This is a genomic window from Paenibacillus faecalis, from assembly GCF_900289175.1.
Lineage (GTDB): Bacteria > Bacillota > Bacilli > Paenibacillales > Paenibacillaceae > Paenibacillus_AQ > Paenibacillus_AQ faecalis.
This window is the reverse complement of record NZ_LT985747.1, coordinates 690164-702627: the sequence shown is the minus strand read 5'-3', so window position 1 is coordinate 702627 and position 12464 is coordinate 690164. Positions and strand designations below refer to the sequence as shown.

Sequence of the window (12464 nt, the reverse complement as noted above, 5' to 3'; positions counted from 1 at the left end):
TTTCGAGTTTACATTCCCTTCATATTGCAATCACATTCTGTTAATACTACTTCGATAAGATGCGTCTAAAGAACCATATAAGGGGTGGGACTCATGACGCTGCTTCAACATAAGTTACATAGATCAACAACTGTGAACAACAATGAACGGATGCTAAACGATCAACGTGCACAGTCGCAGCATATTTCCGCACTTTTCTTATGTAGACAGGTTCCAGTCATCGGGATGCTTGAGACCTGCCGTGAAGTGATGGACATCTTCAAGTCCAATCCGGAGCTTCCATGTATCGTTTATTGCCGGGAAGCAGACAGACCAGAGGGACTCATCATGAGAGACGATATGTTCCGCCGGATGACAGGCCGTTTTTCCAGAGAAATATATGATCATCGCCCGGCAACTTATATAGCAGATATGCAGCCGATGATGGCAGATATATCTTTGCCTCTGTCAAAGCTGCTTCATCAAGCATTGAATCGGCAGGAATCGAAGTTCTATGACTGTGTTCTTATGACGGATCAGAACAAGCTTCTTGGTGTGCTTACAGTGCAAGATTTGCTGCATCTTTCAACATCATTGCAGAAGGAAGCGGAGAGCAAGCGGGAATTTATTTTAAATGAAAGTATCTCTCATACTCTTAAGATTGAACAGTCTTTAAACCAGGTTGCAAGTGCGGCTCAGGTAACTCAGGCTCGAAGCCAAGTCATAAAGGAATGGTCTCAGTCCGGAAATGAAAAGCTGGAACATGTAAGCAGCTCATATAAAAGGCTGGTTAGCAGTATAGAGCAAAGGGCTGACTCCGTTTCGCAGCTTTTGCAAAATGCTGATCATATTTCCTCGATGACTAAACAAATTACGAGTCTTGCCGATCACAGCAAACTGTTAGCCATTAACGCTTCGATTGAAGCAGCACACGCGGGTGAGCATGGGAAAGGATTTCGGATTGTTGCTGGAGAAGTTCAGAGCTTTGCGAAACAGATACGGAATTTATCGGAGGACATCTCCAATCTGCTCATACAGATTCACCGTCTCGTTACAGAAACGGCTGAAGCTTCAGCGTCCAGTCTGCAGGATATTCGTTCCTGTGAGAGCGCTGTAGCCGAGGGAGGGCACATATTTGTTCAGTTGGAGCAAGTGGCCAAGGAAGTTGGCGATAGCGGTGGCCAGGTCCATGATCTGACAGAGGAGGCGAGCGCTCTGATTAAACAGATCAAGGGGGAAATGGAAATGATAGACTTGCAAGATTCCTAAAGTTCTCCAAAATAGTCTATAATTCTTGTGAATTGTTAAAGATTTTACACAGAGTTTACAATTCTCGATAACTGAAATTACATTCCAGCTTTAATATCGATATTGTAATAGTGGTTAGTAGACCAGATCTGAAGGAGTGGATAGGTTTGTTTAGTAAAAGGGGTCGTAAAACAGCAGGGATTCTCGCATTGATACTGATGTTGAGCACAGTGCTCGCAGCATGCGGTGGCGGGGATAAGAGCGACACGGGAGCTGGTCTTTCCGGAACGATTGAAATTGACGGGTCCAGCACAGTACATCCGCTTACAGAGGCCGTTGCTGAAGAATTCGGAATGGAGAACAGAGATGTTCGGGTTCCGATCGGAACAGGTGGAACAGGCGCTGGCTTTAAACGTTTCATCAATGGCGAAATCGTTATGACGAACGCATCCCGTCCAATTAAGGATAATGAAGCTAAGGAAGCGGAAGAAAAAGGATTTGAATATCACGAGGTTATGGTAGCCTATGACGGGCTGGCTGTCGTTGTCAATCCGGAGAATGATTTTGTCGATAAGCTTACGATTGAAGAATTGAAAAAAATATATGAGCCAGAAAGCAAAGTGAAAACATGGGCAGATATACGTGAAGGCTGGCCAGCAGAGGAAATTCGAATTTATTCGCCTGGTACAGACCATGGAACATTTGACTATTTTACAGAAGCCATTAATGGCGAAGCGCAGATTAGCCGTAATGATGGCCAAATTACATTCAGTGCAGACACCAATGCGATCGTTCAGGGCGTAGCCGGTGATAAGAAAGCGATCGGTTACTTCGGCTTCTCCTTCTACGAAGAGAACCAGGACAAGTTGAAGCTCGTTCCGATCGATAACGGAACAGCTACGGTTTCACCGAATGCAGAGACAATCAAGGATAACAGTTATGCACCTTTGTCCCGTCCATTGTTCGTTTACGTAAGCAAGAAGGAAATGGAGCGTCCTGAAGTGAAGGCTTTCCTGGATTTCTACTTGAGCAACGCTGGAGCGCTGGCGAGTGAAGTTGGATTCGTACCGCTTCAAGATGATCAGTATCAACAGGAAAAAGAAAAATTAGGTTTATAAGTCATGGATAGAAAGGGAAGAGAAGAATGAATAAAACAACATCCATGGCGGGAAGTTCCGGGAACATGACGTTCCGCAGAAGCAAAACGCGTATTTCTGACAAAATCATTCCGTTTTTTCTAGGGATATGCGCAGTGCTTACGGTATTTACCACCATCGGTATTGTGTACACACTTCTACAGGAATCCATTTTATTCTTCAAGGAGGTTCCGATTTGGGACTTCTTGACAGGAACGGTATGGAGTCCAATACTCTCCCCACAACAATTCGGCGTGCTGCCCCTGCTGGGCGGCACATTGCTGATTACAGGCATTGCGATTATTTTCGCAGTGCCTATCGGCTTGGCATCCGCTATTTATTTGAATGAATATGCGCCTGCCCGGGTTCGTGGGATTGTAAAGCCGGTTCTGGAGATTCTTGCTGGCGTACCGACCATTGTGTACGGTTATTTTGCACTTGAGACGATTACGCCTATGTTGCAAAAAATATTTCCCGACATGGGTCTGTTCAACGCGTTGAGTGCAGGTATTGTTGTCGGGATCATGGTGCTGCCTATGATTTCATCTCTCAGTGAAGATGCGATGCGTGCAGTTCCGAAGAGCCTTCGACATGGAGCTTATGCACTTGGTGCTACTCGCTTTGAAGTAGCGCTCAAAATCGTGTTGCCTGCAGCGATCTCCGGCGTCGTGTCCTCGTTCGTGCTGGCATTTTCCCGTGCGATTGGCGAAACAATGATCGTTACGGTAGCCGCAGGAGCGACACCGCGCTTAACTTTGAATCCGCTCGAAAGCATCCAGACGATGACTTCATACATTGTCCAGGTTACCAGTGGTGACGTTCCGCGTGGCACGCTTGAGTACGGGACGATATTTGCCGTTGGTCTAACCTTGTTCGTGATTACCTTTTTTCTTAACATCTTGGCGCAGTGGGTTGCTCGCCGTTTCAGGGAGGAATATTAGATGGAATCAATGAATCTGGGGGAAACGAAAGAAATAACCCGCAGACGTCGCGGCGATAGCACCCTGCACATGATTTTCCTGGTTTGTACGAGTATCGGTATCGTTGCGTTGATGGCGCTCATTGTAACCATTTTGATGGACGGTCTTCATCGGCTTTCGCCAGAATTATTTACGAATTATCCTTCTCGGATCGCCTCGCGTGCAGGGATGAAATCGCCGATTGTCGGCACTGTCTACCTGCTTTTGCTCATGGCTCCGTTGTCATTCATTCTTGGCGTTGGTGCTGCTATATTTCTGGAAGAGTATGCTGGCAAAAAACGCTGGGTGCGTCTCATTCAGTTAAATATCAGTACGCTAGCAGGTGTTCCTTCTATTATATATGGTATTCTTGGCCTTGCGATTTTCGTTCGCGGTTTCGGTTTGGGTCGAAGCTTGCTGTCCGGTGTCTTAACGATGACGCTGCTTGTTCTGCCAATTATTATTGTCTCCGCTCAAGAGGCGCTCAGGGCAGTGCCGAAAAATCGGCGTGATGCTTCTTACGCTCTGGGTGCAACGAAATGGCAGACGGTCTCCGGATCGGTTTTGCCGTCCGCTATGCCAGGTATTATGACAGGGGTTATTTTAGCTCTGTCTCGGGCGATTGGAGAAACGGCACCGCTTATTATGATCGGGGCGCTTACCTATGTTGCCTTTTTGCCGGAAAATCTGCTGGATTCATTCTCGGTCATGCCGATTCAAATTTATAACTGGATATCCAGACCGAATGAGGAGTTCCACGATTTGGCTGCCTCGGGTATCATCCTGTTGTTGATTATGCTGTTTACGATGAACCTCTTGGCCATCTGGATTCGCAAAAAGTATCAGAAGAACACCTAGGCTCCAATATAACTTCATTATCGATAGCGTGAATGTTCGAAAAGAAGGAGACATGATTATTTTATGAAAGCCATAATACAAATTGAGAAGCTGAATCTCTTTTACGATTCTTATCATGCGCTGAAAAATGTGGATCTTGACATACCTGAAAAAACAGTGACGGCGTTTATTGGTCCTTCCGGCTGCGGTAAATCAACATTGCTTCGTACTCTGAACCGAATGAATGATATGATTTCGGGGACACGGATTGAGGGAAGTGTAAAGATCGGTGGCACCGAAATTTACAGTGATGAAGTCCATGTTGAAGCTTTGCGTAAACAAGTGGGGATGGTATTTCAGCAGCCGAACCCGTTTCCTAAATCGATCTATGATAATATAGCATACGGTCCACGTCTGCACGGTATTCGGAATAAATCGGAGCTGGACGGTATTGTGGAGCAAAGTTTGAAGCAGGCTGCACTGTGGGAAGAGGTAAAAGATTATTTGAAGCGCTCTGCTTTCAGCTTGTCCGGGGGACAGCAGCAACGTCTTTGTATTGCGCGTGCCTTGGCCGTTCAGCCTGATATTTTGCTGATGGACGAGGCAACTTCTGCACTCGATCCGATCTCCACGCTCAAAATTGAGGAATTAGTTCAGGAGTTGAAGAGTAAATATACCATTGTCATGGTTACTCACAACATGCATCAGGCTGCGCGGATTTCAGGGCGGACTGTATTTTTCCTGAATGGTGAGGTCATCGAGTCGGAGGATACGGAAGTATTGTTCTCCACACCATCTGACCCTCGTACTGAGGACTATATTTCTGGTCGTTTTGGTTAATGGTTTAATACATTTTGAACTGGAGGGGTATGTACATGATTCGGAGAATTGAATTTGATCAGCAGCTGGATGAGCTGAGAACACTGCTACGGGATATGAGTAAACATATGGAGAAGGCACTGGCGGATGCCGTGTCATCACTTCAAACATTGGATATAGAAAAAGCTCAAAGTGTTGTAAAGCAGGACGTCCAATTAAACGAAATGGAAGAGCAGATTATGGATATCGGCTCCCGTCTTATTATCACTCAACAGCCTGTAGCGAAGGATTTGCGCCGAATATTGGTTGCTTTTCGGATCGCAAGTGATCTGGAACGGATGGGTGATCTGGCACGTGACGTCGCAAAGGCAACGATTCGGCTGCAAGGCCAGAAGCTGATCAAGCCGCTTGTAGATATCCCTCGAATGACAGAAATTGTAAGCTCCATGGTATCAGAATCGATTGAGTCTTATTTGACTGAAAATACGGACTTGGCTTATAAAATGGCTAAAGTCGATGATCAGGTAGATCATTTGTACAGCGTAATTTTGCATGATCTGTTCTCTCATCTGGCGGGTGACCCGGAAACAGCCAATCAGGCGATGCTGCTCGTCATGGTCGGCCGCTATATCGAACGGATTGCCGATCATGCAACGAATATCGGAGAAAGCACGGTTTATCTGGTGACCGGACATCGTCCGGATCTCAACCAATAAAGAAAACGTCCGGCGAAAGCCGGCGTTTTTTTATCTTTTTAAGTAATTTTGCCAAAGACGTGTCATGTGGTTTTTTCTATAAATTTACATAAGGTGAGGGCTTGGTCTTCGGTTTTATGGGGAACCTATGTTATCATGTGTGAAGGAAGTAAAAAAGGGGTAGGTGCCTGAATGGACAAGTTGATTGTGATCGATGGGAACAACATTATTTACCGTGCGTTTTTTGCGATGCCCCCGCTGACGAATGCCAGTGGGCAGCAAACAAACGCTGTTTATGGATTTACGACGATGCTGCTTCGTCTAATTGACGAACATAAGCCTACACATATGATGGTTGCATTTGATGCGGGGAAAGAAACGTTCCGTCATGCGGATTTTCAGGACTATAAAGGAAAACGAGAGAAAACACCGCCGGAGCTGTCTGGACAGTTCCCGCTGCTGAAAGAGCTTTTACACGGACTTGGAGTTGCTCAATTCGAAATTGACGGCTATGAAGCGGATGATATAATCGGAACGATTACCCGGCAGGCAGATGAGCAGGGGCGCAAGGTTATGGTCATTTCCGGGGATAAGGATATGTTGCAGCTAGCGTCCGAGCATGTCACGATCGGTATGGTCCGCAAAGGGGTAACGGAGATCGAGCAATACGGCCCCGCGCAGATTAAAGAGCGGTATGATCTGACACCGGAGCAGATTATTGATTTAAAAGGTCTGATGGGTGATGCGTCAGATAACATCCCCGGTGTACCGGGGGTTGGCGAGAAGACAGCCCTGAAGCTGCTTCATGAGTTTGGCTCTGTTGAACAAGTATTGGCCCGTTCGGATGAGCTGAAAGGCAAAATGAAAGAAAGAATTCAAGACAATGCGGAGTCGGCTATTCTCAGTAAAAAGCTGGCGACTATTTTTCGTGAAGTGCCGCTCACACAGTCCTGGGATGATATGAAGTTTGATGGATTAAACAAGGAAACGGCCGGACCTGCATTGGCAAAGCTTGAGTTCAAGTCACTGCTGGAGCGGTTAAACTTGAGTGCAGGCGGAGCGGGGGATGCAGAATCAAGGCAGCCGGAAGCTGAAGTTGAAGTGGTAAGGGTAGATGCGGAAAAACTGCCCGAAGTTGCAAGTATACTGGATCAAGTCCAGGCGATGCATGTGGAGACTTATGGAGAAAATCCACATCATGCGAGTGTAATCGGTATCGTACTGGGGACGGAGAAGGTTCAATATTATATGCCGTTCGAGCTGCTGAAAGAGGATGCGGCGAAACCCATTCGAAGCTGGCTGGCTGATAGCCGTATTCCTAAGCGAGGTTATGATCTTCACCGCATAGATCTGGCACTGCACTGGCAGGGTATCGAGTTTGCAGGTGCTACCTTCGATGTGCATCTGGCTGCTTATTTGCTCGACCCAACGGATTCGAATCAAACGCTTAGCAGCTTAGCGGCAAAGTATGGATTATCCTTCTTGTCCCCGGATGAGGATGTGTTTGGTAAAGGAGCGAAATACAAAATACCGGACGAGGAAACGCTCAGCATCCATCTCGCACGGAAATGCGCTGCCATCGCTCAAATTGTACCGCTTCAGGAAAATGAACTAAGCGATAATGAAATGCTGCCGTTGTTCCATGACCTTGAGATGCCGCTTTCTCGCATTTTGGCTGACATGGAGAAGCAGGGGATTGCTGTGAACGTAGAAGACTTAAAGCAGCTTGGTCATGAATTTGAGGAACAGATCAAATCTTTAGTTGAAAAAATTTATGAGATTGCCGGAACGGAGTTTAATCTGAATTCTCCGAAGCAGCTTGGTGAGATCTTGTTCGTGAAGCTGGAGCTTCCGGTCATCAAGAAGACAAAAACCGGTTATTCCACAGATGCGGAAGTGCTGGAAAAGCTGGCTCCATATCATGAAATAGTCCGCTATATTTTGCAATACCGCACACTGTCGAAGCTGCAATCAACCTACGTTGAGGGGCTGCTCAAGGAAATATCAGCGCAAACCGGTAAGGTGCATACGTATTATCGTCAGACGATTGCAGCAACCGGACGGCTTAGCAGCCAATTTCCGAACCTGCAAAATATACCGATTCGTCTGGAAGAAGGCCGTAAGCTTCGCAAAGTGTTCGTGCCATCTGAGCTGGGTTGGTTCATTCTCGCGGCAGACTACTCCCAAATCGAGCTGCGTGTTCTTGCTCATATCTCGGATGATGATCGTCTGAAAGAAGCATTCTTGCATGACATGGATATTCATACGAAGACGGCAATGGACGTTTTCGGGGTGAGTAAAGACGATGTGGATTCAAACATGCGCCGCTCGGCCAAGGCTGTCAATTTTGGGATTGTGTACGGAATCAGTGATTACGGATTGTCTCAGAATTTGAATATTACACGGAAAGAGGCAGCTCAATTTATCAATCAATATTTTGAGGTGTTCCAGGGCGTTCGTCATTATATGGATGATATTGTGAAGCAGGCCAAACAGCTTGGATATGTCAAAACCTTGCTGGAACGAAGACGTTATTTACCGGAGATCAATGCCAGCAATTACAATATGAGATCTTTTGCCGAGCGGACTGCCATGAACACACCGATTCAAGGAACAGCAGCGGATATTATCAAGCTGGCTATGGTTCATATGGATGCTGCTTTGCGTGAACGTCAATTAAAGAGTCGTATGTTGCTTCAAGTACATGATGAGCTGGTGTTTGAAGTGCCTGAGGAAGAGATTGAAACGATGAAAGTGCTCGTACCGGAAGTGATGAGCAAGGCACTGGAATTGGCAGTTCCTCTGAAGACGGAAGTAAGCTATGGCAGGAACTGGTACGAAGCAAAGTAAGAGCAGTTTTTTTCCAAAAACCGTAGTCCCGCTTGAGCTTCACATCCGCTATAATGGGGTAGAGGTGAAGACATCATGCCGGAATTACCGGAAGTAGAAACGATAAAAAACACATTAAATCAACTTATTTGTGGAAAGCATATAGAACGTGTTACAGTAAAGCTTCCGCGGATCATCCAGCGCCCGGATGATAGTGAGGCTTTCGCCTTTCTGTTGCAGGGGCGGACGATAGAACGTGTGGAACGACGCGGAAAGTTTCTGAGAATCAAACTTGATGGCTTGGTGATCGTCTCCCATCTGCGGATGGAGGGGCGATACGGGCTGTATTCTGCCGAAGATCCGGTGGAAAAGCATACACATGTCATTTTTCATTTTGATGATGGGACTGAACTGCGTTATAAGGATGTTCGGCAGTTTGGAACAATGCATTTATTTCCTTCCGGCGAGGAGTTCAATCATCCTCCACTTTCGAAGCTGGGAATTGAACCGTTGGATGATGCGTTTACGTTCGAGATCTTTAAGGAAATCATCTCCAGCAAAAAGACAAAAATCAAAACCGTTTTGCTGAACCAATCATATATCGTCGGAATCGGAAATATTTATGTAGATGAAGCACTGTTTCGGTCAGGCATCCATCCTGAACGAAATGCCAATACATTGAGCGAAGCGGAGTTAAAAACGGTTCATAAGGCCATTATCGATACGCTGACGGAATCCGTGGAAGCAGGCGGCTCTTCGATTAAGTCCTATGTAAATGGACAAGGTGAGATGGGGATGTTCCAGCATAGTCTGCGTATTTACGGACGAAAGGACGAGCCCTGCAATAACTGCGGTACACCTGTTATGAAAACGGTCGTTGGCGGCCGCGGCACACATTTTTGTCTGAAATGTCAACCTGTTAATCCTTAATTTATAGGCGTGCACCCATCCCTTCCTGTACCCATATACTACTTGGAGAACTAGCCGAAAACATGCCGAAAGGCTCGTTACCGGCCATAGGGAGGGAAATGGGTGCTTACTCTTCTTTTTTCGCCTGTATTGCTGGCTTTGGCATTAAGCTTGGACGGCTTTGGGGCTGGCGTTACATATGGGCTGCGCAGAATGAAAATCCCGCTGTTATCTGTACTCATTATTTCGCTGTGTTCGGGTTTGGTGCTTTATATTTCGATGCAGGCTGGAGCGCTGCTTCAGCAGGTGCTATCCCCTGCAATCGCTTCGATGATTGGTGCGCTTATCCTTATTGCACTGGGAGTTTGGTCCTTCATTCAGCAGCTTGGGAGCGGTATGGCTCGCTCTGATGATAAAGGAAAACAGATTCCGACCAGGACAAATAAAGCAAGGATAACGTCTGCTGCTGGCAGCGGGTCATATCCTCAAATGGCTCAAATGGCAGTGTTCTCCTGGGAAATCCGCAAGTTTGGTCTGGTTATCCAGATATTAAGAAGTCCTGCACGTGCGGATATGGATGACTCCGGCAGCATTACATCATGGGAAGCTGTCTGGCTTGGTACAGCTTTATCCCTTGACGCTTTCGGTGCCGGACTTGGCGCTGCGATGCTCGGATTTTCCCCTTTGGCTACAGCGGGGGTGGTGGCATTGTTTAGCGGAGTGTTTCTTGTGCTCGGCATGAAAATCGGGTTTCGGGTCGCTTCCAAAGGCGGTATGAGACTGATCTCATATATGCCAGCGTTTTTACTAATCTTCATGGGTATAATGAAGTTGTTGTGAGGTGAAATCATGAATATCGGTTTAACCGGAGGAATTGCAACAGGAAAGAGCACCGTATCCTCCATGCTGACCCGGAAGGGAGCGCTCCTCGTGGATGCGGATGTGATCGCCCGGGAGGTTATGCTCCCGGGCCACCCGGTTTTGGCAGAGGTCGCCGCGTATTTTGGACAAGATATTATCCAGGCGGATGGGCAGCTGGACCGGAAGAAGCTTGGCGAGATCATTTTTCATGATGAAAAAAAGCGGCAAGCACTAAATGAGATTACTCACCCGGCGATACGCCGTGAGATACGCAAGCAGATGATGGATTATGAAGCAGCTTATCCCGATCGATTGGTAGTGGTGGACATTCCACTGCTTTATGAATCAGAGCTGCAGTCACTTTTTGAAAAGATTATTGTCGTTTATGTACCAAGGGAAATACAGCTTCATCGGTTGATGGAGCGTGATAACATTACGAAAGAACGGGCAGAAGCCAGGCTAAATAGCCAGATGGACATTGAGCAGAAGAAGCAGTTGGCTGATGAAGTTATAGATAACAGTGGAACTCTTGAGAAGACAAGCGATCAAGTGGACGAGCTGTGGAAAAGGTTATTCAGATCATGAGCTGGCTTCGTAAAAAACGTGTGCTGCTCGTTTTACTGGTTTCGTTCATAGCCATACTTTTTATGAATGATATCTGGATGAAATGGTTTTACCCGATTCATTATAAAGACGAAATTCGTAAGCATGCGATTCACTATGATGTCGATCCGTTTCTGGTCGCCTCTATTATCCGGGTAGAAACAAACTTTAAACCGGGTAAGGAGTCGAAAAAAGGGGCACTTGGTATTATGCAGCTTATGCCGGATACAGCTACCTGGGCTATGGAAATGGCCAAGCTGCCCACGATATCGTTAGAAAGTGTAAAGCATGAAACAGATGCTAATATCCAGCTGGGAACATGGTATATTAAGAAATTACACGATGATCTGGACGGGAATCCGATCGCTGCTATTGCAGCTTACAATGCAGGACCGGGGCATGTTCGCAGCTGGATAAAAAAGGGGATATGGGACGGGACCTATGAAGATGTTAAGAACATACCTTTTGGGGAAACCCGTCACTATGTACAGAGAGTCATTTACTATTACAATCAGTACACTGACGTGTATGACACATTCTAGAGAATAACGCGAAAAAGAGCATTGGACAGGCTTGTTAACAAGCCTGCCAAACACTCTTTGTATGACGAATAATTATTGACCGGATTGTTGACCAGCCAATTGTTGCTCGGCCATCGTTACCAAACGCTTGGTAATGTATCCCCCGATCGAACCGTTCTCGTAGGAAGTCATATTACCTTGGTAACCGTCTTGTGGAATGCTGATACCAAGCTCTTGAGCAACCTCATATTTCATTTGCTCCAGAGCACCAGTTGCACGAGGTACAACGAGGTTGTTGCTGCTTCTGCTGCTACCGCCTTGTCCCATATTTGTTCACCTCCTTGAGTTGGTACAGGTATTATGTCTCGGAATTGCAATCTTCATAACCATGAAATGTAGTCCATTTAATGGAAGATGGATGAAGCACAATTTTAGCTTATTAAAAGGGAGTGATTTACGCTTTATGAAATGCCCATATTGTAGTTATAACGGAACGAAGGTGCTTGACTCTCGCCCGGCTAACGAGAATAAATCGATTCGCCGCCGAAGAGAATGTGAACAGTGCAGCCGTCGTTTTACAACGTTTGAGACCGTGGAGGAGACTCCGCTCATGGTCATTAAGAAAGATGGTAGCCGCGAGGAATTTAGCCGTGAAAAGGTGCTGCGCGGCCTGATCCGTGCCTGTGAGAAACGTCCGGTATCTGTCGATCAGCTGGATAGTATCGTGTCTGAGGTCGAGGTTGCTCTTCGCAACACTGCTGCCGCTGAAGTAGAGAGTCGTCAGATCGGTGAGCTTCTGATGGAACAGCTGTATCCGGTTGATGAGGTTGCTTATGTTCGATTCGCTTCTGTGTATCGGCAGTTTAAGGACATCAACATGTTTATGAAAGAATTGAAAAACCTGCTGTCCAAAGGGGCTATGCCGGATTCGGAATCGTAATGAATACAGCCTTAGGCTGTAAGATATGGACGAGAAAAAGTCCTCTGAAGGTATGAATAGAGTTATGAGGGCTTTTTTCTCCGGATTCTTAAAAATTATGATTGCAAGTTATACAATGCTATGATATA

Annotated in this window: 13 protein-coding genes; 12 read left to right on the top strand and 1 reads right to left on the bottom strand. The window is 46.3% G+C overall.

Features of this window, described 5'->3' with window-relative positions; translation table 11 throughout:
- Positions 1-93: 93 nt before the first annotated feature.
- From C8268_RS03420 to C8268_RS03370, 11 genes are all read left to right on the top strand, one after another.
- Positions 94-1248 carry a methyl-accepting chemotaxis protein gene (locus tag C8268_RS03420; protein ID WP_234032658.1) on the top strand — a complete coding sequence of 385 codons (1155 nt, stop codon included), beginning with the start codon at positions 94-96 and terminating at the stop codon, positions 1246-1248.
- A 146-nt stretch (positions 1249-1394) separates the two neighbouring features.
- A complete protein-coding gene (locus tag C8268_RS03415) occupies positions 1395-2345 on the top strand; it encodes a PstS family phosphate ABC transporter substrate-binding protein (RefSeq protein ID WP_106766381.1) in 951 nt (316 codons plus the stop codon).
- A 26-nt stretch (positions 2346-2371) separates the two neighbouring features.
- On the top strand, positions 2372-3304 hold the full coding sequence (pstC, locus tag C8268_RS03410) for a phosphate ABC transporter permease subunit PstC (protein ID WP_106766380.1): 933 nt from the start codon (positions 2372-2374) through the stop codon (positions 3302-3304).
- On the top strand, positions 3305-4180 hold the full coding sequence (gene pstA / locus C8268_RS03405) for a phosphate ABC transporter permease PstA (RefSeq protein WP_106766379.1): 876 nt from the start codon (positions 3305-3307) through the stop codon (positions 4178-4180).
- 63 nt (positions 4181-4243) lie between these two features.
- On the top strand, positions 4244-4999 hold the full coding sequence (gene pstB, locus C8268_RS03400) for a phosphate ABC transporter ATP-binding protein PstB (protein ID WP_106766378.1): 756 nt from the start codon (positions 4244-4246) through the stop codon (positions 4997-4999).
- Between the two features lie 35 nt (positions 5000-5034).
- The gene (gene phoU, locus C8268_RS03395) at positions 5035-5694 is read left to right on the top strand and encodes a phosphate signaling complex protein PhoU (protein ID WP_106766377.1); all 660 of its coding nucleotides are present in this window, start codon (positions 5035-5037) and stop codon (positions 5692-5694) included.
- Positions 5695-5865: 171 nt separating this feature from the next.
- Entirely contained in the window at positions 5866-8523 is a 2658-nt protein-coding gene (gene polA, locus C8268_RS03390; protein WP_106766376.1) for a DNA polymerase I, read from the top strand.
- A 75-nt stretch (positions 8524-8598) separates the two neighbouring features.
- Positions 8599-9432, top strand: a complete 834-nt coding sequence (gene mutM, locus C8268_RS03385) for a DNA-formamidopyrimidine glycosylase (RefSeq protein ID WP_106766375.1) — start codon at positions 8599-8601, stop codon at positions 9430-9432.
- Positions 9433-9534: 102 nt separating this feature from the next.
- Positions 9535-10251, top strand: a complete 717-nt coding sequence (gene ytaF, locus C8268_RS03380) for a sporulation membrane protein YtaF (RefSeq protein ID WP_106766374.1) — start codon at positions 9535-9537, stop codon at positions 10249-10251.
- A 9-nt stretch (positions 10252-10260) separates the two neighbouring features.
- Positions 10261-10857: a dephospho-CoA kinase gene (gene coaE, locus C8268_RS03375; protein ID WP_106766373.1), complete on the top strand. Its 597-nt coding sequence runs from the start codon at positions 10261-10263 to the stop codon at positions 10855-10857.
- A complete protein-coding gene (locus tag C8268_RS03370) occupies positions 10854-11417 on the top strand; it encodes a lytic transglycosylase domain-containing protein (RefSeq protein ID WP_106769821.1) in 564 nt (187 codons plus the stop codon). Before coaE ends, C8268_RS03370 begins: the two co-directional genes overlap by 4 nt.
- Positions 11418-11489: 72 nt before the next feature.
- On the opposite strand, the gene C8268_RS03365 is transcribed toward C8268_RS03370, so the two are convergent.
- The gene (locus C8268_RS03365; protein WP_106766372.1) at positions 11490-11723 is read right to left on the bottom strand and encodes an alpha/beta-type small acid-soluble spore protein; all 234 of its coding nucleotides are present in this window, start codon (positions 11721-11723) and stop codon (positions 11490-11492) included.
- A gap of 136 nt (positions 11724-11859) precedes the next feature.
- Here C8268_RS03365 and nrdR point away from each other — a divergent pair, with 136 nt between their 5' ends.
- Positions 11860-12336 carry a transcriptional regulator NrdR gene (nrdR, locus tag C8268_RS03360; protein ID WP_106766371.1) on the top strand — a complete coding sequence of 159 codons (477 nt, stop codon included), beginning with the start codon at positions 11860-11862 and terminating at the stop codon, positions 12334-12336.
- Positions 12337-12464: the final 128 nt, after the last annotated feature.

Bases quoted from the DNA above. Each gene is read 5' to 3' on its own strand.
- C8268_RS03420 (WP_234032658.1), top strand. From the start codon at position 94: ATGACGCTGCTTCAACATAAGTTACATAGATCAACAACTGTGAACAAC.
- pstC (WP_106766380.1), top strand. From the start codon at position 2,372: ATGAATAAAACAACATCCATGGCGGGAAGTTCCGGGAACATGACGTTC.
- pstA (WP_106766379.1), top strand. From the start codon at position 3,305: ATGGAATCAATGAATCTGGGGGAAACGAAAGAAATAACCCGCAGACGT.
- pstB (WP_106766378.1), top strand. From the start codon at position 4,244: ATGAAAGCCATAATACAAATTGAGAAGCTGAATCTCTTTTACGATTCT.
- phoU (WP_106766377.1), top strand. From the start codon at position 5,035: ATGATTCGGAGAATTGAATTTGATCAGCAGCTGGATGAGCTGAGAACA.
- polA (WP_106766376.1), top strand. From the start codon at position 5,866: ATGGACAAGTTGATTGTGATCGATGGGAACAACATTATTTACCGTGCG.
- mutM (WP_106766375.1), top strand. From the start codon at position 8,599: ATGCCGGAATTACCGGAAGTAGAAACGATAAAAAACACATTAAATCAA.
- coaE (WP_106766373.1), top strand. From the start codon at position 10,261: ATGAATATCGGTTTAACCGGAGGAATTGCAACAGGAAAGAGCACCGTA.
- C8268_RS03370 (WP_106769821.1), top strand. From the start codon at position 10,854: ATGAGCTGGCTTCGTAAAAAACGTGTGCTGCTCGTTTTACTGGTTTCG.
- C8268_RS03365 (WP_106766372.1), bottom strand. From the start codon at position 11,723: ATGGGACAAGGCGGTAGCAGCAGAAGCAGCAACAACCTCGTTGTACCT.
- nrdR (WP_106766371.1), top strand. From the start codon at position 11,860: ATGAAATGCCCATATTGTAGTTATAACGGAACGAAGGTGCTTGACTCT.